Source organism: Salinivibrio sp. ML323, from assembly GCF_001995745.1.
Classification (GTDB): domain Bacteria; phylum Pseudomonadota; class Gammaproteobacteria; order Enterobacterales; family Vibrionaceae; genus Salinivibrio; species Salinivibrio kushneri.
Genome location: NZ_MUES01000006.1, coordinates 88,607 through 107,473, shown reverse-complemented (window position 1 = coordinate 107,473; position 18,867 = coordinate 88,607). Strand labels below are relative to the sequence as shown.

Annotated in this window: 20 protein-coding genes and 4 pseudogenes; 10 read left to right on the top strand and 14 right to left on the bottom strand. The window is 50.2% G+C overall.

From position 1 onward, the window contains the following. Positions 1-141: 141 nt before the first annotated feature. The 3 genes and pseudogenes from BZG13_RS15180 to BZG13_RS06315 form a co-directional block, all read right to left on the bottom strand. Positions 142-285: pseudogene (locus BZG13_RS15180) on the bottom strand (IS3 family transposase); the annotation flags it as partial. After that, positions 286-1,497 carry a tyrosine-type recombinase/integrase gene (locus BZG13_RS06320; protein ID WP_077485880.1) on the bottom strand — a complete coding sequence of 404 codons (1,212 nt, stop codon included), beginning with the start codon at positions 1,495-1,497 and terminating at the stop codon, positions 286-288. Between the two features lie 186 nt (positions 1,498-1,683). After that, positions 1,684-2,547 (bottom strand): YicC/YloC family endoribonuclease, encoded by an 864-nt coding sequence (locus tag BZG13_RS06315; protein WP_077485878.1) that lies wholly within the window; start codon positions 2,545-2,547, stop codon positions 1,684-1,686. A 160-nt stretch (positions 2,548-2,707) separates the two neighbouring features. On the opposite strand from BZG13_RS06315, the gene rph reads away from it, so the two are divergent. From rph to pyrE (BZG13_RS06305), 3 genes and pseudogenes are all read left to right on the top strand, one after another. Next, positions 2,708-3,427 carry a ribonuclease PH gene (rph, locus tag BZG13_RS06310; RefSeq protein ID WP_046074690.1) on the top strand — a complete coding sequence of 240 codons (720 nt, stop codon included), beginning with the start codon at positions 2,708-2,710 and terminating at the stop codon, positions 3,425-3,427. A gap of 95 nt (positions 3,428-3,522) precedes the next feature. Further along, positions 3,523-3,644: pseudogene (gene pyrE, locus BZG13_RS15175) on the top strand (orotate phosphoribosyltransferase); the annotation flags it as partial. Positions 3,645-3,748: 104 nt separating this feature from the next. After that, positions 3,749-4,389, top strand: a pseudogene (gene pyrE / locus BZG13_RS06305) (orotate phosphoribosyltransferase). 79 nt (positions 4,390-4,468) lie between these two features. On the opposite strand, the gene slmA reads toward pyrE (BZG13_RS06305), so the two are convergent. Further along, a complete protein-coding gene (slmA, locus tag BZG13_RS06300) occupies positions 4,469-5,059 on the bottom strand; it encodes a nucleoid occlusion factor SlmA (RefSeq protein WP_077485876.1) in 591 nt (196 codons plus the stop codon). A 194-nt stretch (positions 5,060-5,253) separates the two neighbouring features. Further along, positions 5,254-6,504: a bifunctional phosphopantothenoylcysteine decarboxylase/phosphopantothenate--cysteine ligase CoaBC gene (gene coaBC / locus BZG13_RS06295; RefSeq protein ID WP_077485874.1), complete on the bottom strand. Its 1,251-nt coding sequence runs from the start codon at positions 6,502-6,504 to the stop codon at positions 5,254-5,256. A gap of 245 nt (positions 6,505-6,749) precedes the next feature. Between coaBC and radC the strand changes: the two genes are divergently transcribed. From radC to mutM, 5 genes are all read left to right on the top strand, one after another. Next, positions 6,750-7,433, top strand: coding sequence for a RadC family protein (gene radC, locus BZG13_RS06290; protein WP_046074694.1), 684 nt, complete (start codon positions 6,750-6,752; stop codon positions 7,431-7,433). 185 nt (positions 7,434-7,618) lie between these two features. Continuing rightward, on the top strand, positions 7,619-7,855 hold the full coding sequence (rpmB, locus tag BZG13_RS06285; RefSeq protein WP_069361922.1) for a 50S ribosomal protein L28: 237 nt from the start codon (positions 7,619-7,621) through the stop codon (positions 7,853-7,855). A gap of 13 nt (positions 7,856-7,868) precedes the next feature. After that, positions 7,869-8,039 (top strand): 50S ribosomal protein L33, encoded by a 171-nt coding sequence (gene rpmG, locus BZG13_RS06280; protein WP_046074696.1) that lies wholly within the window; start codon positions 7,869-7,871, stop codon positions 8,037-8,039. A 116-nt stretch (positions 8,040-8,155) separates the two neighbouring features. Further along, entirely contained in the window at positions 8,156-8,635 is a 480-nt protein-coding gene (locus BZG13_RS06275) for a hypothetical protein (RefSeq protein WP_077485872.1), read from the top strand. Positions 8,636-8,652: 17 nt separating this feature from the next. After that, a complete protein-coding gene (mutM, locus tag BZG13_RS06270; RefSeq protein ID WP_069361920.1) occupies positions 8,653-9,465 on the top strand; it encodes a bifunctional DNA-formamidopyrimidine glycosylase/DNA-(apurinic or apyrimidinic site) lyase in 813 nt (270 codons plus the stop codon). Here mutM and coaD read toward each other — a convergent pair. From coaD to BZG13_RS06255, 3 genes are read right to left on the bottom strand one after another with little or no spacing between them, the layout of a single operon-like run. Next, a complete protein-coding gene (gene coaD, locus BZG13_RS06265; RefSeq protein WP_241824620.1) occupies positions 9,460-9,963 on the bottom strand; it encodes a pantetheine-phosphate adenylyltransferase in 504 nt (167 codons plus the stop codon). The genes mutM and coaD overlap by 6 nt on opposite strands. Before the next feature lie 31 nt (positions 9,964-9,994). Continuing rightward, complete coding sequence (locus BZG13_RS06260) at positions 9,995-10,684, bottom strand: acyltransferase (protein ID WP_077485868.1); 690 nt, start codon at positions 10,682-10,684, stop codon at positions 9,995-9,997. Continuing rightward, entirely contained in the window at positions 10,681-11,778 is a 1,098-nt protein-coding gene (locus BZG13_RS06255; protein ID WP_077485866.1) for a glycosyltransferase family 4 protein, read from the bottom strand. Before BZG13_RS06255 ends, BZG13_RS06260 begins: the two co-directional genes overlap by 4 nt. 143 nt (positions 11,779-11,921) lie before the next feature. On the opposite strand from BZG13_RS06255, the gene BZG13_RS06250 reads away from it, so the two are divergent. Beyond that, complete coding sequence (locus tag BZG13_RS06250; protein ID WP_077486032.1) at positions 11,922-12,632, top strand: 3-deoxy-D-manno-octulosonic acid kinase; 711 nt, start codon at positions 11,922-11,924, stop codon at positions 12,630-12,632. Between the two features lie 7 nt (positions 12,633-12,639). Here BZG13_RS06250 and waaA read toward each other — a convergent pair whose 3' ends face one another. The 6 genes and pseudogenes from waaA to rfaD form a co-directional block, all read right to left on the bottom strand. Beyond that, positions 12,640-13,899: a lipid IV(A) 3-deoxy-D-manno-octulosonic acid transferase gene (gene waaA, locus BZG13_RS06245; protein WP_077485864.1), complete on the bottom strand. Its 1,260-nt coding sequence runs from the start codon at positions 13,897-13,899 to the stop codon at positions 12,640-12,642. A gap of 96 nt (positions 13,900-13,995) precedes the next feature. Then, entirely contained in the window at positions 13,996-14,658 is a 663-nt protein-coding gene (locus tag BZG13_RS06240) for a glycosyltransferase family 4 protein (RefSeq protein WP_241824782.1), read from the bottom strand. Positions 14,659-14,809: 151 nt separating this feature from the next. Further along, positions 14,810-15,052 (bottom strand): annotated as a pseudogene (locus BZG13_RS06235) (glycosyltransferase); the annotation flags it as partial. After that, the gene (waaF, locus tag BZG13_RS06230) at positions 15,049-16,086 is read right to left on the bottom strand and encodes a lipopolysaccharide heptosyltransferase II (protein WP_077485862.1); all 1,038 of its coding nucleotides are present in this window, start codon (positions 16,084-16,086) and stop codon (positions 15,049-15,051) included. The pseudogene BZG13_RS06235 and the gene waaF, both read right to left, overlap by 4 nt. Next, positions 16,083-17,063 carry a lauroyl-Kdo(2)-lipid IV(A) myristoyltransferase gene (gene lpxM, locus BZG13_RS06225; protein ID WP_077485860.1) on the bottom strand — a complete coding sequence of 327 codons (981 nt, stop codon included), beginning with the start codon at positions 17,061-17,063 and terminating at the stop codon, positions 16,083-16,085. Before lpxM ends, waaF begins: the two co-directional genes overlap by 4 nt. Positions 17,064-17,116: 53 nt before the next feature. Further along, a complete protein-coding gene (rfaD, locus tag BZG13_RS06220) occupies positions 17,117-18,061 on the bottom strand; it encodes an ADP-glyceromanno-heptose 6-epimerase (protein ID WP_077485858.1) in 945 nt (314 codons plus the stop codon). A gap of 103 nt (positions 18,062-18,164) precedes the next feature. Between rfaD and BZG13_RS06215 the strand changes: the two genes are divergently transcribed. Further along, on the top strand, positions 18,165-18,833 hold the full coding sequence (locus tag BZG13_RS06215) for a TetR/AcrR family transcriptional regulator (RefSeq protein ID WP_077485857.1): 669 nt from the start codon (positions 18,165-18,167) through the stop codon (positions 18,831-18,833). Positions 18,834-18,867: the final 34 nt, after the last annotated feature.

Sequence of the window (18,867 nt, the reverse complement as noted above, 5' to 3'; positions counted from 1 at the left end):
CTGAATATATTTCCTGATGTTCTCTCGTGAGGGCGGCTATTTGAAGCCACAGCGCAGCGAAAGAGTAGTCGCTTTGCTGACATTAGCTAGGCAATAGTATGAAGTGTATAAACTGGCCACTGGTTTATATAGTTAATCCAGTATTTGCGCTTGAGCCTGCGAAAATGAATGGTAACCATAAGTCGGTACCCATTCTGTCTTCAAACTTCTGAAAAAGCGCTCCATTGGTGCGCTATCCCAGACGTTACCTCGGCGGCTTAAGCTTTGCTTTATTTGGCGCTTCCACTACAAGTGTAAGCTATTCGCTAGAGCGGAAAGTGCTTCTTTCCGCTCGTCAAAGTAATCATACCGATCATAGATCCCTTCAACGCCTTTGAGTTTATGGTTTAGGCATCGTTCTGCAATGTGACCAGGTGTGCCTTGTCGTGCCAGTAATGTCCGGCATGTACGGCGTAAGTCGTGCACGGCAAAATGTGGCATGTCGCCCATTACATTCGGTGCAGGTTTTTTTTTGCCTGGCTCTTTACCGAATAATTTTGAAATCGCACGATTGAGCGTATCTGGGCCCATATGAGGTCGCTTGCTGGCGCGTCGGCTCGGAAATACATAGTCTGAACCACAACCTCGGATTTTTAACTCTTCTAACCAGGTAACGACCACTGGCGCTAAAGGAATATCTAACGCAACGCCGGTTTTACTGCGCTCTTTAGGGAGCATCCATACCCCCGCTTCTAAATCAAACTCTTGCCACTTCGCTTCACATAGCTCTGATTTTCGTACCCCCAAGCAAACCAATAACGCACAAGCGAGATAGTTATCGCGACCAAAACTAGTTTGATATGCCTTTGCCGTAGAAAAAAACTGGTTTAGTTCCTCTGGGGTCAAGGCTCTATCCTTGCTGTGCTCAACACCACCAGCGTCTCTTACTGTAAAAGCTGCCGCTGGGTTGCCGTTCATAAGATCGAGTTTGATGGCATGGTTAAAGAGTTGTTTACAGTAACCTAATGCATCATTCGCGATTGTTGGTCTACCGGAATTTGTAATCGCATTAATAGTAAAACGGATATCTCGCGCTGTGACTTGGTCGAGTAAGATCTCACCAATATGCGGCGCAATGTCTTTTGTGTAGATGCGTTTAGGAATATCGGGGTATTTGAGACGTATAACGAGAGTGGGGTACCAATCTTCGAAAAGGTCGTTCACTGTTTTTATTTGTACTTGTTGGACTCGTTTTCGTTGCAATAGCGGATCGAACCCATCCCGCAGTTGTTTCATCTTGGCGGCAGCGTCTAATCGAGCATCCTGGAGCGATACATCTCGTACCTTCCCGAGGCTCATCTCTCGTCGCTTTTTGTTTGAGGTATAACGTAGCATCCAGCTTSGAAGACCGGAGGCAGGTACAACAAGGTATAAGCCATCACCGTCAGCATAGCGTTGAGTCTTCTCAGCTCTTGTTTTAATCAGTGCGTCAACTTTTTTTACCGTTAGCTTTCCCATTGCATTCTCCATACCCGCAACACGATTACCCACCACCTTACTGATAGTATAATCTCATTACCCACCATATTACCCACCATTTAGTGGTGGGTAAAGGTGGTTGGCTATGTAATGCTATGGAAGTTGAATTGTCTATAAAGTGCTGTTTTTAAGTGATTATAAGGTGTTTATGTTTAGATATGGAATTTATTCAATATTTTGGATCTGCTCGCGCATTTGTTCGATAAGCACTTTGAGTTCGACGCCGGAGGCGGTGATCTCGGTGCTGATTGATTTAGAGGCGAGGGTGTTGGCTTCGCGGTTGAACTCTTGCATCATAAAGTCCAAGCGTCGGCCGCAGGCGCCGCCTTTTTTGAGGATTTTGCGCGCCTCTGRAACGTGTGAGTCTAAGCGGTCAAGCTCTTCGGCTACATCCACTTTTTGCGCCAGCATCACCATTTCTTGCTCAACGCGGGCTGGGTCGAGTTCCACTTGTGCTTCTTCTAAGCGCGTGGTCAAACGTTCACGCTGCCACTCAATCACGGTGGGCATCTTTTCGCGTACTTTGATCACTTCAGCGTTAATCGCATCGAGTCGTTGCTCAATCAGGGCTTTCATGTTCTCGCCTTCGCTGGCACGTGCGGCGATAAAGGCATCGAGCGCGTCATCAAGGCCAGCCAATAAGGCGCGGTGTAGCTCGTCGGTGTCTTGCTCCGGCGCTTCCATCACCCCTGGCCAGTTCAGGACTTGAAACGGATTGATGTTGCCTTCGCCCGCAGTCTCTTTCACCCATTTCGCTGCGTGAATCACTTGCTTGGCCAGGGCTTCATTGATGGTGAGCTTATCTTGGCTGGCTTGTGAGGTATCAAAGCGCAGGTTGCATTCCACTTTGCCGCGGGCTAGGCGCTTGCGAAAACGCTCGCGTACCACAGGCTCAAGGCTACGTAGCTGCTCAGGCATACGAATGTAGGTTTCGAGATAGCGCTGGTTGACGGAGCGGATTTCCCAAACCGCGTTGCCCCAATCGCCCTTGAGTTCTTGTCGGGCGTAGGCGGTCATACTGTGGATCATGTGTACCTGCTCTTGTGTGCTGAAGGTGAATGGCAAAGATTATACGCATCCACGCCCCTGTCGTCAGCTGTCTTGGTCTGTGGGGCGGACAGGGATCGCAAGCGGGCGGAGAAACACGTATAATCGCGCCCACATTCTGTCAGTCAATAAGGTAACTTGCATGCGCCCAAGTGGAAGAGCACTCGACCAAATTCGTCCCGTTAGCTTTACCCGCGGTTTTACGGCCCACGCAGAAGGCTCTGTGTTGGTGTGCTTTGGTGATACCAAGGTGATCTGTAATGCCACGATCGAGGAGGGCGTGCCACGCTTTTTGAAAGGCAAGGGCCAAGGTTGGGTGACTGCCGAGTATGGCATGTTGCCACGTGCAACCCACACCCGTAACCGTCGTGAAGCGTCAAGCGGTAAACAAGGTGGCCGTACCGTCGAAATTCAACGTTTGATTGGGCGCAGCTTGCGCGCCGCGGTCGATTTAAAAGCACTGGGTGAGCGTACCATTACGGTTGACTGTGACGTGATTCAAGCAGATGGCGGCACGCGCACGGCGTCCATTTCGGGGGCGAGCGTGGCACTGGCGGACGCACTTAACGCGCTGGTACGCGATGGCAAGCTTGCGGCCAACCCGATGCGTGGCCATGTGGCTGCTGTGTCAGTGGGTATTTATCAACAAACGCCGATTTGCGACCTTGAATACGTGGAAGACTCGGCCGCAGATACCGACATGAACGTGGTGATGCTCGAAGATGGCCGTATGATTGAGGTGCAGGGCACTGCCGAAGCCGAGCCGTTTACCCCCGATGAGCTCAATGCCATGCTGGCACTGGCCAGTAAGGGCATTGATGACATTGTCGTCGCGCAAAAATCGGCACTCGCCGACGCCTAACAGATTAAGTAGCTCCCGCATCGGGGGCTATTTTTTTATCTATCCGACCCCGGGTGACATGTGGCGTGTCACCAAGACAACCAAGAGAGGAACGAATGAAAGCCTATCAGCGCCAGTTTATTGAGTTTGCCTTAGAGCGTAGGTATTAAAGTTTGGCGAGTTTACCCTTAAATCAGGGCGGAAGAGTCCGTACTTTTGTAATGCCGGCTTGTTTAACACNGCCTAACAGATTAAGTAGCTCCCGCATCGGGGGCTATTTTTTTATCTATCCGACCCCGGGTGACATGTGGCGTGTCACCAAGACAACCAAGAGAGGAACGAATGAAAGCCTATCAGCGCCAGTTTATTGAGTTGCCTTAGAGCGTGAGGTATTAAAGTTTGGCGAGTTTACCCTTAAATCAGGGCGGAAGAGTCCGTACTTTTTTAATGCCGGCTTGTTTAACACCGGGCGCGATTTGGCAAAGCTGGGTGAATTTTATGCGGCCGCGTTGATGGATGCAGGGATTGATTACGATGTGTTGTTTGGCCCGGCGTACAAAGGGATCCCGATTGCGACCACCACGGCGGTGGCACTTGCTGCGCATCATGATGTGGATACGCCTTATTGTTTTAACCGCAAAGAGGCCAAAGACCATGGTGAGGGCGGCAACTTGGTCGGCAGCGCGCTGAGTGGCCGTGTGATGTTGGTGGATGATGTGATCACCGCCGGTACTGCCATTCGCGAGTCAATGACACTGATTCAAGCGCAAGGGGCGCAGCTGGCCGGTGTCTTGGTGGCAATTGACCGCCAAGAGCGTGGCCAAGGCGAGCTGTCGGCGATCCAAGAAGTAGAGCGTGACTTCGATTGTCAGGTGGTGTCTATCATTAGCTTAGCGGATTTGGTCACTTACTTAGAGCAAAGCCAAGCCGATCCGGCTCAGCTAGCGGCGGTGAAAGCGTACCAGGCGAGCTACGGGATTTAAGTTACACGTGTGCTGCTGGCTGGCTTGAGTACGCCAGCTGCACTGCGCTCGTTGCACTACGCCAGTTGCACTGCGCCATTTACTGTAGTTGGTTGGTGAGCAGCTGCCAATATTGCTCGAAATTGGCAGTCGGTAGCTGCTTAAATGATGAGCGCACGTAGCGACAAAAGCCGCCTTCCACTTGGCTAATCAATTGGCTGGCGAGTATCGCTTCATCCAATGGGAACCCTTTTCCTTCGCGTAAACGACGCTCGCGCAGTACTTGCTTTAGCTGCGCCTCGACGCGTTCAAACAGCTGGTTGATCCGCGCTTGTAATCTATCTTGCTCAAACATCAAGGCATGACCTGTCATGATGCGCGTGAGCCCCGGGTTGCGCTCACCAAAGGCCAGCAGCAATTGCAAAATCAGTTTGAGGCGCACCAAGGTGTCCTTTTCTTCCTCAATGATCAGGTTGATGCGGGACAACAGTGAATCTTCAATAAATTCGATGAGCCCCTCAAACATCCGCGCTTTACTGGGGAAGTGGCGGTAGAGTGCCGCCTCAGACACCCCGACTTGCTCGGCGAGTTTGGCCGTGGTGATGCGTTGGCTGCCTTGGTTGGATTCCAGCATTTGCGCGAGCGCTTGAAGGATCTCTTCGCGGCGATTACTTTTTTTTGGGGCTGCCATGGATGCGATTCCTTTGTCTTTTTATCTGTCACACTGGCGACCGGTAAAGGAGGCATCATGGAGAGGTGCCGCCATGTGTGGATTTTTCCCCTATCTTAGCGACGAGGTCTCTGTATTAAAAGCAAAAAGCGTGGCCATTGCGCACGCTTTTGAACTTGTATTTTGGCGATAAGTAGGTTGCCCTCTCACCCGCGTCAGTGCTCATCCTGGATGGTTTGCTGTAAATAGCGTGCATGTATGTGCGTCATCACTTCGTCGGCTAATGTACGCTTTTCCGCGACAGGTAGGGCCTTGTCTCCCCCAGGCCAGAACAGGTGTAAGGCATTTCGATCGCTGTTAAAGCCTTGGTCGGACTGGGACACATCGTTCGCACAAATCATATCAAGCTTTTTGCGCGCCAGCTTGTCACGCGCGTAGGCCGCGACATCTTGGGTTTCGGCGGCAAAGCCGATCGTAAATGGACGATGTGACGTTAAGCCCGCAACCGAAGCAATAATATCGGGGTTTTTTACCATGGTGACCGTCATCGCGTCTTTATCCACTTGCTTTTTCATTTTCTGTTCGGCGATGTGTTGTGGACGGTAGTCCGCGACCGCGGCACAGCCGATAAAAATATCTTGGTCGGTGATGCTCGCATGCACCGCATCATGCATTTGTTGGGCGCTGGTGACATCAATACGCGTGACACCTGTCGGCACTGGCAATGCGACTGGGCCAGAGACTAAGGTGATATCGGCCCCTAAACGGGCTGCCGCCTCGGCGAGGGCATAGCCCATTTTCCCTGAACTGTGGTTAGACAGATATCGGACTGGGTCTAGCGCTTCGCGGGTAGGGCCGGCGGTAATCATCACGCGCTTGCCTGAAAGCGGTTTAGGGCCGGCCCAACGTTCGCATTCAGCTACTAAGGCCAGCGGCTCGAGCATGCGCCCAAGGCCCACATCGCCGCAGGCTTGCGCGCCACTGTCGGGGCCCCATATCAGGCAGCCGCGTGTACGTAGCCCACTCAAGTTCGCCTGGGTGGCGTGGGCGCGATACATTTGCTGGTTCATCGCCGGCGCAATCGCCAGAGGGGCATCGGTGGCCAAGCACACGGTAGTGAGCAAATCATTGCCCATGCCAGCGTGGATCCGAGCAATTAAATCGGCGGTTGCGGGGGCAATCAGCACGAGATCCGCCCATTTAGCCAATTCTATGTGCCCCATAGAGGCCTCAGCCGCGGGGTCGAGTAAGCTATCCGATACCGGATGGCCAGAAACGGCTTGCAGGGTCAATGGGGTAATAAACTCTTTTGCAGCATGAGTCATCACCACCTTGACGGTAGCGCCACGCTCGATGAGGCGGCGGGTGAGATCGGCACACTTATACGCGGCAATTCCGCCGCCCATGCCAAGCAGAATACGTTTACCGGCCAGCGTCTGGGCTGGCTGCTGTGAACTATTGGCCATAATGCTCTGTGTGTTGGAACATGAATGACAAAACCATACCATAATCCTTAGCGCAAAAAGCTTGTTTGAGCGCATGAATCCGCATGGGGTGTGATGCGCGTTGGATGTGATATGGCTAGCGCACGGCTGAAAGCGTTAACGGTGGCTCATGATAAAATCGCGAACTCGCCGCAGTTACACGGAAAAGTCGTTGCGGCGTGAAAGGCGCTTACTTTAACTGGCGGCAACGTTGAAGAGGAATCACCATGAGCCTAAAAACCTTGCCGCAAGATTGTCGCCCCAGAGAACGCTTGTTAGCACGGGGAGCGGAGAGCCTCTCGGATGCCGAGTTATTAGCGATTTTTCTACGCACGGGCGTCACAGGGATGAGTGCGGTGGCGCTGGCCGACCATCTGTTGCAGGATTTTGGCTCGCTCCGGGCGCTGATGGGCGCGGACCAAGGGGCGTTTTGTCAGCGAAAAGGACTGGGTAGCGCCAAATATGCCCAGCTGCAGGCGGTACTGGAGTTGAGTCGACGTTATTTAAAAGAAACCTTGAGCAAAACCGACGCGCTGACCAGCCCGGACCATACTCGCCGTTATCTCTCGACCTTACTGCGCGACCGGCCTCGCGAGGCGTTTTACGTTTTGTTTCTTGATAATCAGCATCGCGTGATAGCCGATGAGCAACTTTTTGAAGGCACGCACAATGCGGCGAGCGTTTATCCACGAGAAATTGTCCGTCGCGCGCTTGAGTTGCATGCCGCAGCACTGATTTTGGCCCATAACCACCCATCCGGTGTGGCAGAGCCGAGCCAGGCAGACCGACATATTACCGATAGAATTGCCAATGCCTTGTCATTAGTGGATGTTCGCGTGCTTGATCACCTAGTGATTGGGGACGGAGATGTGGTATCGTTCGCCGAACGAGGTTGGTTGTTATCCCCTTAAGGATCGCCATTGGCGAAAAAAACGATCAAAAAGCGCATAAAAGGATCTGCTCGGGACTTGAGCAATGTGAATTCAGTTAGTATAATGCGCCACCTTTGATAGCCTTGACCTTCGACCTGACCTTAACGATGCAGGACTGGCGGACAAGGTTGATATCGAGCCGAAACGATTTTGGAGAGACTTTCATGTCACGAGTATGCCAAGTAACTGGCAAGCGTCCTGTAGTTGGTAACAACCGCTCTCACGCTAAGAACGCCACCAAGCGTCGTTTTCTGCCGAACCTGCAAACTCATCGTTTCTGGGTAGAAGGCGAAAAACGCTTCGTTAAACTGCGCCTATCCACTAAAGGTATGCGCATCATCGACAAAAAAGGCATTAGTTCTGTACTGACAGAAATGCGTGCCCGCGGTGAGAACGTATAAGAGGAATTAGAGAATGGCTAAAAACGGCGTTCGTGAGAAGATTCGTCTAGTATCCTCTGCAGGTACTGGTCACTTCTACACCACAGACAAGAACAAACGTAACATGCCTAGCAAATTCGAGATCAAAAAATTTGATCCTGTAGTTCGCAAGCACGTTATGTATAAAGAAGCCAAAATCAAGTAATTTGATTGACGCTTTGAGAAAGACCCAGCTTCGGCTGGGTTTTTTTATAACTAAAATCTGGTCACATTTACGGTTATACTGCGAAAGACACGCGTAACGTCCTCAGGTGAACCGACATGAAGCTAAAGCGGCAGACATGGAATAACATCCTGATTCTCTCAGTGGTGGTTTTTTTTGGCTTAATGTTGCTGCCAGATTATTTGCGCCATCAACGCCAAGCACGGGCGACGCCTGAGGGAGTGATAGCGCTGGTTGAATCGCGCAGTGATGTGCTGTCGTTGCGGTTTTCCCATTTAACCCTGACGCGTACGTTAGAGGCCTGGCAATCGGATAAACCCTTAGTGATTAGCCCGACAGAGCTTGCTCAGCGCTGGCTGGGGCTGACTGGGACACAAATCGATGACACCACCTTGCAGTCGTTGCGACCCCAATTAACCTCTCCCCGTACGTTGGAGCTTACCCGCAGCCCCGACCAAGAGCCCATTCGCATTACCTATTATCAACAACCCCAGTTTTGGTTGATGCAAAACGAACACGGCCAATGGTTAGCCGTGTCAGTGGATAGTCGGTATCTTTTCCCGCTATCAAAGTCGTAAATATTAAGAGCTGTGTTATGCCCGAGTTACCTGAAGTAGAAGTAAGCCGTTTAGGTATCATGCCGTATGTCGAAGGGCAAACGGTCACCGAGATTACCATTCGTCAGCCCAAGCTACGCTGGCCCATTCCCGAAACGTTACAACAGTTAAAAGGCCAGGTGATACGTCGCGTCACGCGTCGCGCCAAGTATCTTTTATTGGAGACGGATGTCGGTACGGCGATTGTGCATTTGGGGATGTCAGGCAGTTTGCGGGTGCTTCCCACGTCACTGGCACCGGAAAAGCATGATCATGTTGATGTGACACTCAGCAATGGTCGCTTAATTCGTTACCACGATCCGCGCCGCTTTGGCGCCTGGTTGTGGCAGGAGGGAGATTTGCCGCATCCCGTGTTGGGAAAACTCGGCCCTGAACCACTCACCGATGCGTTCAATTCAGATTATTTGCTGGCCAAGGCGGCAGGCAAAAAAATGGCGATGAAAAGCTTTATTATGGACAACGCCGTTGTGGTAGGTGTGGGGAATATTTACGCCAACGAATCGCTGTTTTGTGCTGGTATCCACCCTAAACGCCCTGCCGGTAGCCTGACGCAAACAGAAGCGACGGCGCTGGTGGATGAGATAAAAACGGTGTTGGCCGCGGCGATCACGCAAGGCGGCACCACGCTGAAAGACTTTACCCAGGTAGACGGGAAGGCCGGTTATTTCGCTCAAGCGCTACGTGTTTACGGTAAGTCGGGTGAGCCGTGCCCAACCTGTGACACGACCCTTGAGCGCATAGTCATCGGCCAGCGAGCAACCGTGTTTTGCCCGCAATGCCAGCCTTTATGAACGCTTGTCTTGCAGCTTTTCTTGCAAGGCGGTCAGTACGCTAGGCGCGACAAACTCACTGGTATCACCGTCGTGTAACGCCACTTCTTTGACCAACGTCGAGGAAATAAACGAATGCTCCTCTGACGGAGTCAGAAAGACGCTTTCCAGTGCCGGCATCAGCCGGCGGTTCATATTGGCGAGTTGAAATTCATACTCAAAGTCGGAGACCGCCCGCAAACCGCGCACTAGAATGTTGGCCTGGTACTGCTTGGCAAAATTGACCAACAACCCTGAAAAGCCAACCACAGAGACATTGGATAAGTGCGCGGTGACCGTTTGCGTCAGGGCGACGCGTTCATTCAGATCAAAAAGCGGTTGTTTGCTTGGACTGGCGGCAATGCCCACAATCACATCGTCAAACATTCGTGCCGCGCGCTCAATCAGATCCAAGTGACCGTTGGTGATCGGATCAAATGTGCCCGGGTAAATCACGCGGGTATGTTGTTTTTGTGTCAAAGCTGTCTCCCTTTTTATTAGGTCCGGAAATTTAGCTGTCATACTTATAATCCCGCGCCGCGCTATCCCATGCTATCCCTTGCTTAATTAACTTCGCAGGATTTCCACCATATATACTATGAGTGGAATCTAGTACACCACATACATTAGCATTAGATGCGATAATAGAGTGGCTTGGGATATAGCTGCCTTTTAAAATGTTACTTCGAGCACATAACCACACGGAATTTTCAGTTTTAATTGCTTTTGGTGGGTTTATTGGTAAGCCAATATTACCTTTTGAATAGATGTCGTGAAGATCACTATCTATAACTTGTACTCCCCAAGATATTAAATTGTAATCGCCGAAAGTTATTGATTTAGTACAGTATATTAAACTTTCCGCCGACAGATTAAACCTGTTTCCTAAATTTAACCTTCCCCCTTTGCATACGACTAACTTTCCGCCGTGACCCACTTTCGCGCGTCCAGAAAAAACGATCGTTCCCTCATTAAAAAAGATACTTCTACTTCTCTTTTTATCAAAAGCAGGTACATCACCAAACCCAATGCGTATKCCACCCGTTTTTATTGTATTGCTGATGATAACCGTGCCGGACATTTTTTTTAAGTAGGTGCGATGCGATATAATTACGGGTAGCTTTAATCCTTTAATACCAAAGTAGGATAAATTAAAAATCAAACTCTTGGGTAAAGATAGAATATAATCAATCGCCTTCATGAGCTAGCCTGCATAAGATATTGGAAAAATGAGAGTAGGTCAGACGCACTTTTCTGAGAAGATAAGTCCTTAATCATTTTAGCTTGTGCTAGGTTACCCATGGTTTGGCATTGTTCTGGACGTTTGTAGAGAAACTTAATTTTTTCACTGATGGCATAGGAATCTCGAGTCGGCACCACAAAGCCGCTCTGAGCCTCATCAATAAACTCCTTCGCGCCACCGGTGGTGGTAACAATGGATGGAATAGCCATTGCCATGGCTTCTACAAAAGTTTTTGGTAGCCCTTCCCCAGAAATAGAAGGTTGAACCTGTACATTGCTGGCCGCGATGAGTGCAGGCACATCATCACGATAGCCAAGAAAATGAATCCGCTCTACCATGCCACTGTCATTGGCTAATTGCTTATGTGCCTCGGTATCCATATTGCGACCAACCAGTAAGAGATGAAGACGGTTTAGCCCTCTGAGTTGCTTGGCACTTTCGAGTAGGTAAGCGACCCCTTTACTAGGCCTAGTATTCGCGATGCAGATGACGCAAAAAGCATCTTCGGGAATATGTAAACGTTCACGACAGGCAGGCTTCGTTTGGTACCAAGCAATATCATGCCCTTTATAGACAGTGGTCACTTTATCTTTGATACGCCACACTCTGGTTTTTAAATCTTTTTCCACCGCGTTGGACACACAAGCGATACCATCGACTCTTGGATGTAAATGCGTCAGATATGCGGAAGGGTCAAGGCGATATACACCACCTACTGTCCCACGGTAGGTCACAAGTTTAATACTATCAAATCCGATACACGCGAACGCAGCATTTGCAATCGTTCTTGAGTTCATGGCATAGACGATATCGATTGGCTGCTTAGCAAATAATGCTCTGAGATATTTGATCGTTTTTAAGCAAATCTTCCTCTTTGGATAATGGTCGATAACCGTAATGCCATTGGCCTTGAATCGTTGAACATAGGCGGCATCTTCTTGCGTTAAAATAGTGACGTTATGACCCGCTTTTGCGAGGGCTATAAATATTTCTGCTTCTGGCCGTACACTATTCCAAGCGTCATTGTATGAGCTTAAGACCAAGATATTCATTTATCAGTACCTTATTTACCTGAAATGTCCGATAGGATGAGTTTGCTGTGTTGTACGCTGACGGTTATGATATATGACCTTGACCCCGTATCCAAACAGATAACCATGGCTACCAAGCAGCGAGATAAAGCGTGGCGCTAGAAATGATAATTCATCAGCAAGAAAATGAGTGCATCTGGTACGATCCTACCTTGGTGGTCGGGGAGCCGCGCCAGTATTTTGATATTCATTTTTGGCACCAACAGGCTGCCGTCACCGGCTCGGTCAAAGGGCGAGGGATAACCTTTTTTGTCCGTGGCCCGAAAATGGAGATGGCACTGCGGCATTATTATCGCGGCGGCCTTTTCGGCAAATTGGTGAAAGACCAATACTGGTTTACGGGCTGGGAGGAAACGCGCTGCGGTGCGGAGTTGCGCTTATTGGCTTATTTGCGCGAGAAAAAGCTCCCTGTACCGCGCCCCGTCGCTGCTCGTGCGGTAAAGACAGGCCGTACCTATCGTGCCGATATCTTGGTAGAAAAAGTCCCAGGAGCCCGTGACTTAGTGGCGATATTAAGCGAAAACAGCTTGCTAGCTCACGATTATCACGCCATTGGCCGCTTGGTGCGTCGTTTACATGATGCCGGCGTGTGCCATTCTGATCTGAATATCCATAATATCCTTCGTGATAGAAAAGGCAAACTGTGGCTGATTGATTTTGATAAGTGCCAACAGCGTGAAGGTGAGCAATGGAAAGAAGACAACTTAGCACGCTTGCATCGCTCTTTTAAAAAAGAAAAAGAGAAGCGCCAAATCCGCTGGCAGCCCGAGGATTGGGCTGCGGTCTTAAAAGGTTACAACCATATTCGAAAGTAGTCGCCACTCAGTGCGAGTGTCGAAGCCAAGGGGTGAGTGCTTGTAAGGTTCGCTCAACGGCGCCACGGTTTTCTTCGACCACCGCCAAACCGGCTTTTCCTGCTTGCGCTGCCAGTGGCGGTGCATTAAAAAAAGCGCCAATCTTTGCCGCGAGATCTTGGCTATCGTTACATACTTGCAGTGCGCCTGCGTCTATTAAAGCATCACCAATGACTTGGAAGTTATAGTAACTGGGTCCGCTTAATAAGGGTTTGCTGAGCGCTGCGGGCTCTAACAGATTATGACCGCCAACTTTGGCGCCTAAAAAACTCCCTGCCATGACAACCACATCTGCACTGGCGAGATACATCATCATCTCACCCATGGTATCGCCAAGGTACACTTGCGTGCTCGTGGTAAGCGTCTCGCCCTGAGTCTGTCTTTGTATACTGAGGCCCTGAGCCGCGACTTGTTGCGAGACATCATCAAAGCGCTCAGGGTGGCGAGGGACCATAATCAATAAAGCATCCGGATAATCACGTAGCAAAATACGGTGGGCGGCTAACATGATGGCATCTTCGCCTGAATGGGTGCTGGCCGCTATCCAGCAAGGGCGTTCACCGCGAGCGTCACGAAGCGCAGCGCCTAAATCAGGATTTATCGCCTTGATATCAAACTTCACCGACCCAACTGCGCTTAGTTTTTCTGCGGGGACCCCCAGTGCGGCAAAACGTGCTTTATCAGTGGTATGCTGACACAGTATGAGATCGATATGCTGACTCATGGCACGAAAGAGCGGCGCAATTTTTTGATAATGGTTACATGCCTTTTCAGAAAGCCTCGCATTAATGATCGTAATGGGAACACCGGCACGACCGACATGATGCAAAGTATTGGGCCAAAGCTCGGTCTCCATGATCACGCATAGCCTTGGAGAGACTGCACGTAAAAAACCACGAATCGCAAACGGAAAATCAACCGGCATATAGCGATGGTTCACACCTTTGATGCGCATTGCCTGCTCGGCCCCAGTGGCTGTGGTGGTGGTGATGAGGATAGGAACATCGGGATAAGCTTGTTGCAGCGCGCTAATCACCGGCTTGGCGGCGAGGACCTCCCCCACGGAAACCGCATGCAACCAAATCGGCGCCCCCTCAATGTTGGGTGTGCGACCAAAGTGCTCTTGCCAGCGCTCCCCCACCGCCGGCTTACCGGGCCGTTTACGATAAAGCCCGACAAGCAAAAAAGGGGCAGCAAGCGTGAGTAATAATGTGTATAACCAGCGCACAGGGAAACTCCTATGGACGTTTGGGTGCGATAAATAGTGGCATACTCTCCAATCGAGCTCCAGGGTCTAATACTTATCAGACACTCGTCATACAATCTAGGATCCGTCTTTTATCGTTTGGTATAGAGATTGATAGGTTAGGACGGTTTGATTGATATCACAGGCTTTAGCTTGTTCGAGACCACCGACAATAAGGCGGTTTCTAAGAGTCGTATCATTGGCTATATCTTTGATAGAGCTCGCTAGTTGATCAGCGTCTCCCACTTCGATAAGCCGTCCAGATACACTATGTGTGATGATATCAGGGATCCCGCCAGCACGCGTTGCAACAACAGGGAGCCCGGCTGCCATTGCTTCTAAAATGACCGAGCCTAAGCCTTCTGAATAGGAAGGGTGGACGAGTAAATCGGCCGCTGCGAACCAATCGCCCATATTCGTTTGTTTACCAGCAAAGTGAACGTTGCTGAGTCCTTTCGCTTGAAGCGCTAACGCTTCACGCTCTTTACCATCACCAAGCAAACAAAACTGGATGTTGGGCGATGTGTTACCAAGTAACCGTGCCGCTTCTATCGTGACATCAAAGCCTTTATGCGCATACATATTGGCGGCATGAATCACTAAGAACTTCCCATGAAATTGCGCTTTGATTTTCTCAACCTTATCTTGCGATACAGGGTAGGTGACAGGAGAGCTAGGAATTTTGACTAACTTGGCATCAGGGTAACGTTTTTCTAGTTGATGGATGATCTCCGAACTCAAACCGACCAGGGCACTCGCTTCGCGTATGCAAGTTGAGATAACCACTTTTTCTTTAAAGGATTATTAATGCGGCGTGTCACGATATAAGGCACATTGTGTAATAAGCGCTGGAGCAATGCCCAATAAATCGCTCGGCCTTCGTGGACATGGACCAGATCACATGTTGCGGTGATTGAGCGCGCTGGCGTTGTTTTCCAAACCCACGCCAGTCTGAAGCTACGTAGACTTTATCCGTATACTGTTTAGCTATTTCAGTTGTGTTATCTGAACTTCCCGCGTCCAGTACAACGATTTCATCCACCCAATTGCATACAGACTGCAAACATAGATCAATGTTATGTGCCTCGTTTTTAACGATAAGTGCAACGGCAACGGTTGTATTCCCTTCACTCATGACGCTTTATCCATTTTTATTAAAGAAATAACGCGGCTAGGGTCCAAATCCTTTAAACACTTCAAATGCCCAAGTGGACATTCGCGTTGAAAGCAAGGGCGACATTCAATATCTGTATGCACAATGTCGACCTTACTGGTTAAAGGCGGCGTGTAATCGGGGGACGTTGAGCCATAAATGGCAATGACCTGGCAGTTGACCGCCGCGGCGATGTGCATCAAGCCGGAGTCATTACTGACGACGGTTTGGCAAGCGCCTAATAGATCAACAGCCTCAATTAAATTGGTTTTACCCGCTAACACATGAATATTCGGTGCGTTGTTGGCAAGGGCGGCAATTTTTTCACAGGTGTCGATATCTTTGGCTGAGCCAAACAGCCAAACTTGAAACCCCTTAGCATGCATCTGGCGAGCGACCTCGGCATAGTGTTGCTCAGGCCACTTTTTGGCTGGGCCGAACTCGGCACCCGGGCAAAGACCCACTATGGGTCTATCTTGGTTTAAGCCCAGCTTAGTGATCACAGCCGCTTGTGCGTCAGGATCAATGGTTAATTCAGGTTTTGGTAGGCCTTCAAGGCCACCGAGTGAGACCGAACTTTGCATCGTGGCGCGTGGGTGTGCCAGGGCAACATAGCGCTCAACCATATATTGAAACGCTTTTTTATTGGGACGCAGGTCGTTGAGCAAACCATAACGCATTTCACCTTTCCAACCGGTACGTGTTGGGATCCCAGCAAACCAAGGGATCAGCGCCGATTTGGCGGAATTAGGCAATACATAGGCATGGTCATAGCCATGTTTTGCTAAGCGTTTACCTAATTGGTAGCGCTTACCGAGTGCAAATTCTCCATGACCCAGTGGCATGTCGATACTGCGATTAACTTCTGGCATACGCGCCAAAATAGGGGCGCACCATCCAGGCGCCATCACGTCAATGGTGGCGTCAGGGTGTTGTTGTTTGATGGCTTTATACAGTGATTGCGACATCACCATATCGCCGACCCAAGACGGGCCAATGACGAGTACTCGTGTCATGATGCCCGTTTCCTTTTTGCCTCTTGGTAGATATTACGGCCGTCTTCGCGTGTGCGGAGCAGTTTTAGGATCCACATGTATTGGTCGTATTGACCCTCGAGCATGGTTTCGATGTGTTGGTTCATCATGTGGGCGTCCGTTTTGCTATCACCGGTTGGAAACTCGCTAAATGCTGGATGGATGGTAATGACAAACCGGCCGGTTTTGGCATCAAAGCCAGATAGCACAGGCACGATATGCGAGCGGGTGACTTTGCTTAATTTCCCGAGGCTGGGCAAGGTCGCTTTGGTGGTAGCAAAAAACGGCACAAACTCGCTGCTCTCATCGCGCATATCTTCGTCGGGCAAGTAGTAGCCCAAAAAGCCGCGTTTAACTGCGCGGATAAAGGGCTTAATCCCTGCTTCGCGCTCATAACAATTGCCGCCATATTGCACGCGTTGACGGTGCATGAGCCAGTCCAGCAGCTGATTTTTTTGCCGTTTTGAGAATGCCGCCACGGGGAGCCCTTGAGAGGCAAATAAAATCGCGGCGGCATCAATGGCCCAAGTATGCGGCACAAAGAGGATCACCGCTTCGTCGTTATCAGTGTGCCGAGTAATATGTTCCATGCCAATCACATCACAGTGGTCCTGAAACCACTGGCGACTGCGCAAGGTGATCAGCGGAAAGCTCAGCAAAAAAGCCCCGGCGGTGGTCAAGGTGTCGATTAATACGGTCTCACGCGCTTGCGCGGATTTCTCGGGAAAGCAGGCTTCAAGGTTGAGCCATGCATTCAAAATCGTGCCTTTTTTCTTTTTCACCAGTTTGCGTGCCACCCATTGGGCAAAGCGATACTTTGCTCGCGCAGGCACCAACAAACAGATTGGCAAGGCAGCCAATAACATCAGCCAGGTGCCCCAATATTTCGGTGCGAGGAAGGCACGCGAAAATTCGGGGTTATAGGCATTTGGATCGTAATCGGGTCGCTGTTTTGTCATTATTCGATTTTCTCATACGCCAAGCGTCACGGCTTGGCGTAAACATCATTATATTAGCGATTGATTTCGGCTAGGTAAGCGGCGACACCTTCTGCCACTGTCTTAAAGGATGCCGTGTATCCCGCTTCACGTACCTTGGTCAGATCGGCTTGTGTGTAGGCTTGGTAGCGACCTTTTAGGTGGTCGGGAAAGGGAATTTCCTCTATCTCTCCTTGACCGTGGAAGTCAATCACCGCGTTGGCAACGGCGCTAAAGGGCTCGGCACGACCGGTACCGCAGTTGTAAATACCGCTGATCTGTTGTTGCCAGAACCAAATGTTCATTGCGCAGACATCACCGACATAGACAAAGTCACGCTTGAACGTATCACTACCCTCAAAAAGTTTAGGGTTTTCACCTTTTAGAATTTGTTGATTGAGGTGATAAGCCACTGACGCCATGCTGCCTTTGTGCTGCTCGCGCGGACCATACACATTAAAGTAGCGGAAGCCCGTAATCGGTGGCAGTGCCTCGCCATGGGCCTTAGCATCTTCTTGCACGCGACGGACATAGTTGTCGAATTGCTGTTTGGAATACCCGTACACATTCAGCGCGCCTTCATACTCTGGCGCTTCAATAAAGTCACTGTCACGTCCGCCATAAGTAGCCGCTGACGAGGCATAAAGAAAGGGGATATCGCGATCAATACAATAATGCAACAGCTCTTTGGAGTACTCGTAGTTGTTGAGCATCATGTATTTGCCATCCCACTCTGTGGTGGCCGAGCAGGCACCTTGGTGGAAAATGGCTTCGATCGGGCCGAAATTTTCACCGGCCATGATTTGGGTAAGGAAATCTTCCTTATCCATATAATCTGCAATGTCGAGGTCAACCAGGTTAACGAATTTGGTGCCGTCTTTGAGGTTATCGACGACCACGATGTCACGGTAGCCTTGCTCGTTCAGTGCTTTTACTAAGTTGCTGCCAATCATGCCAGCACCACCAGTCACAAAAATCATATCGTTACCTAATTCATCTTTATCTGACGACAGACCCCGTCGCCATTACTGTTGACTGTGATAGTATGGTTGCTCATCAACCGGGCAGAGGACTGAACCATACATGAAAACCCGAGACCGAATTATCCATGCTGCACTGGCTTTATTCAATCAACATGGTGAGCCGAATATCACCACCAACCATATCGCGGCAGATCTCGGGATAAGCCCGGGCAACCTTTACTACCACTTCCGTAATAAAGAAGCGATTATACACAGTATATTCGACCAATACGCGCAAGATCTTGCCCTTGCCTTTGATCCTAGTCAGCCTCGTGACGATACCCAAGCTTTATTGCAGCACTATCTCGACGCGACCTTTAGCTTGATGTGGCGTTATCGATTTTTTTACGCCAATTTGCCGGACATTTTGCGCCGAGACGATGCACTGCAGCAAAAATACCTGGGAGCGCAGCAACAGCTGCAAACCAACTTGATGACCATCTTGCTCCACTATCGGCAAGCCGGTTGGCTGAGCCTCAACGACAGCGCTTTGTCTGCGGTGGGAGAAACGCTTAAGCAAGTGGCGTCGAGCTGGATTTTTTATCAAAGTGCACAAGCTCCCCAAACGCAAATTCATGCAGGGGTGATCTACAAAGGTATTTTGCAGATGTTGGCATTGCTTCACCCGCTGACATCGGCACAGGGACAAATGGCCATCACTGCGTTAATAGACCACTACGAGCAGCAGTTAGTTCGCCAAGACTCACGCTCACTGGATACATTGAACTGAGCTATCTCTCTAGGCGGTGATCGCATTGCGCGAT

What these genes read in the sequence shown, in the direction of transcription:
- rph (WP_046074690.1), top strand. Translation starts at nt 2,708, where the DNA reads ATGCGCCCAAGTGGAAGAGCACTCGACCAAATTCGTCCCGTTAGCTTT.
- slmA (WP_077485876.1), bottom strand. Translation starts at nt 5,059, where the DNA reads ATGGCAGCCCCAAAAAAAAGTAATCGCCGCGAAGAGATCCTTCAAGCG.
- coaBC (WP_077485874.1), bottom strand. Translation starts at nt 6,504, where the DNA reads ATGGCCAATAGTTCACAGCAGCCAGCCCAGACGCTGGCCGGTAAACGT.
- radC (WP_046074694.1), top strand. Translation starts at nt 6,750, where the DNA reads ATGAGCCTAAAAACCTTGCCGCAAGATTGTCGCCCCAGAGAACGCTTG.
- rpmB (WP_069361922.1), top strand. Translation starts at nt 7,619, where the DNA reads ATGTCACGAGTATGCCAAGTAACTGGCAAGCGTCCTGTAGTTGGTAAC.
- rpmG (WP_046074696.1), top strand. Translation starts at nt 7,869, where the DNA reads ATGGCTAAAAACGGCGTTCGTGAGAAGATTCGTCTAGTATCCTCTGCA.
- BZG13_RS06275 (WP_077485872.1), top strand. Translation starts at nt 8,156, where the DNA reads ATGAAGCTAAAGCGGCAGACATGGAATAACATCCTGATTCTCTCAGTG.
- mutM (WP_069361920.1), top strand. Translation starts at nt 8,653, where the DNA reads ATGCCCGAGTTACCTGAAGTAGAAGTAAGCCGTTTAGGTATCATGCCG.
- BZG13_RS06255 (WP_077485866.1), bottom strand. Translation starts at nt 11,778, where the DNA reads ATGAATATCTTGGTCTTAAGCTCATACAATGACGCTTGGAATAGTGTA.
- BZG13_RS06250 (WP_077486032.1), top strand. Translation starts at nt 11,922, where the DNA reads ATGATAATTCATCAGCAAGAAAATGAGTGCATCTGGTACGATCCTACC.
- waaF (WP_077485862.1), bottom strand. Translation starts at nt 16,086, where the DNA reads ATGACACGAGTACTCGTCATTGGCCCGTCTTGGGTCGGCGATATGGTG.
- lpxM (WP_077485860.1), bottom strand. Translation starts at nt 17,063, where the DNA reads ATGACAAAACAGCGACCCGATTACGATCCAAATGCCTATAACCCCGAA.
- rfaD (WP_077485858.1), bottom strand. Translation starts at nt 18,061, where the DNA reads ATGATTTTTGTGACTGGTGGTGCTGGCATGATTGGCAGCAACTTAGTA.
- BZG13_RS06215 (WP_077485857.1), top strand. Translation starts at nt 18,165, where the DNA reads ATGAAAACCCGAGACCGAATTATCCATGCTGCACTGGCTTTATTCAAT.